Raw genomic sequence first — 2,357 nt, 5'->3', positions numbered from 1 at the left:
CCGGCCGGAGCGGGTCTGGCGCCGCTTCCTCGACGATCTGGCGATTCGCCGGGTGCCGGGAACGCATCTCGGCATGCTGCAGGACGACGCGGCGGCGGCCGGGGCCGAGATCGGGCGTTGTCTCGCCGAGTTTGCGGACGCCTAGGTGTGGAAGCTATGAAGGTTGTTCATCCGGGGTAGGACTGGAAAGCTGTGGTTGCGACACCTCGCCAACGGCAGCCCGAAGGTCCCCGGATGAACATCCATAAGAATGCGCGTCTGACGCCGCAGGGTCGACTCCTGATGGTTTTGCGGATCGAGGAAGCGGGCTGGAGAGTAGCCCAGGCGGCCTCGGCGGGCGGTCTTTCCGAGCGCCGCTGCCGGGAATGGCTGAAGCGGTATCGGGCGGGCGGCGAGATCGCCCTGCAAGACCGCAGCTCGACGCCCGCCCGATACCGCGCCTCGGGGCCAAGTGAGCGCGACCGGGAGATCGCGCGGCTGCGGCGGCAGCGTTTGACCGGCGACCGGATCGCGCGGCAGCTCGGCCTGCCGCGCTCGACGGTCGGTGCGGTGCTGCGCCGACTGGGTATCGGCCGCCTCAAGGCGCTCGATCCGCCGGCGCCGGTGGTGCGCTACGAACGCCAGCGGCCGGGCGAACTCTTGCACCTCGACACCAAGAAGCTCGGCCGGATCGACGGCATCGGCCATCGCATCACCGGCTACCGCGCGGGCGTCCATCGCAAGCGCGGCATCGGCTGGGAGGCACTGCATGTCGCGATCGACGACGCCTCGCGCCTGGCTTACACCGAGCTGTTGCCCGACGAGACCAAACTCAGCGCCATCGCCTTCCTCGACCGCGCGCTCCTCTGGTTCGCCCGGCTCGGCGTTGCCGTCGAGCGCGTCATGACCGACAACGGCTCCGCCTATCGCAGCCACGACTTCCGGCAACGCCTTGCAGGGGCCGGTATCCGGCATATCCGCACCCGCCCCTACACGCCAAAAACCAACGGCAAGGCCGAGCGCTTCATCCAGACATCGCTGCGCGAATGGGCCTATGCCCGGGCCTACCAATCCTCCGCCGAGCGCGGCCAAGCCATGCAACCCTGGATCACCAACTACAATCACGCCCGACCGCACTCAGCCCTCGGCGGCCGAACACCCCTCGCCAGGCTGAACAACGTTCTTGGCTTCAACAATTAGGCGAGGTTCGGCTGGTTGTTCCGGACGCTCGATCTGCCGAGGTGCGTACAAGGATCGCGGCGCAGGCGGCGCGGCTGAACCCGGAAAGCGAAGCAGATGCTTTGCGCTCGATAGAGGCGGTGTCCGAGGGATGCGCGATGAGTCGCGGCGACGTCGTCATCGTCGCTGCGCCGGCGATTATGGAAAGCCGCGTCCGGCAGTGATCGTCAATCCGATGCCCTCCCGGAAGGGCATGCATCGGAACGACGGTGTGCCCGTCAGTCCTCCGGCATGCCGGCCTTGCGCAGCCCGGCGTCGATGGTCTTTTCCGCCATCACCCGGTAGGCCGGGTTGTTGGTGTAGGCCCAGCGCGCCAGCTGCCGCTTCATCGAATTGATGTCGGGCCGCAGCTTCAGCGCTTCGGCGAGCGCTGCCTTGGCGTCGGGCATTTCAGCCTTCAGCGCGTACGCCGCCGCCAGGTCGAGATAGAAATAATAGACGCGCGGGTTGGCGGTGCGCGCCTTGGTCAGCCAATCGATCGCCTCGTCGAGCTGATTTTGCAGCAGATGCGCCAGTCCGATCGACCAGTAGGCGAGGGCGATGTTGGGGTCGTTGGGGTTGAGCCGGATGCGCTTGTCTTCGAGCGGGATCGCGGCGGCGGGCTCGCCGAGATAAATCAAGGTCACGCCAAGCTGGCCGATCGCCACCGCGTTGTTGGGGTCGAGCTCGATCGCCCGCTCCCATTCGAGCCGCGATTCGGGCAGGCGGTTCTGCACCCGGCGGAGTAACGCAATCGAGACGTGGAGCTCGGTCCGGTTGGAATCGCGGGCCAGCAGCTCGGCGAGCAGCCGCTCGGCCTCGGCCTCGTCCTCTGCGGGCTGTTCACTGAGGCCGTTGGCAAGATTGACCACCAGCGAGGCGGCAATGCCCAGCTTGGCGTCGTAAGATTTCGGGTCGAGGCGTAGCGCCGCGGCGAACATCCGCCTGGCGTCGTCCCGGCTGGCGGCGGCCGGGGTGCGCTGGTACAGCGCCCAGCCGCGCATGACGAGATCCTGTGCGTCGGCGTTGACCGCGCCCTCCTGCTCGATCCTGCGCCCGGCCGCCTGCACCAGTTGGAGGTTGAGCGTGCGCGCCAGCCGCCCCGTCACCTCGCTCTGCGCCTTGGCGAGATTCCCGGTATCGGTGTCGAAGCGGTCGGC

Annotated in this window: 2 protein-coding genes; one reads left to right on the top strand and one right to left on the bottom strand. The window is 67.7% G+C overall.

All coding sequences use genetic code 11. From position 1 onward, the window contains the following. The first annotated feature begins 234 nt into the window (after positions 1–234). Positions 235–1,179, top strand: coding sequence for an IS481 family transposase (locus JOZ76_RS04720; protein ID WP_291697466.1), 945 nt, complete (start codon positions 235–237; stop codon positions 1,177–1,179). A 257-nt stretch (positions 1,180–1,436) separates the two neighbouring features. On the opposite strand, the gene JOZ76_RS04715 is transcribed toward JOZ76_RS04720, so the two are convergent. Then, on the bottom strand, positions 1,437–2,357 hold a 921-nt coding region (locus JOZ76_RS04715; protein ID WP_291697465.1), incomplete at its 5' end, for a tetratricopeptide repeat protein.

It is taken from the genome of Bradyrhizobium sp. (assembly GCF_019244115.1).
Lineage (GTDB): Bacteria > Pseudomonadota > Alphaproteobacteria > Rhizobiales > Xanthobacteraceae > Bradyrhizobium.
Note: the sequence above shows the minus strand (reverse complement) of the source record. Positions and strands in the feature narration are given on the sequence as shown.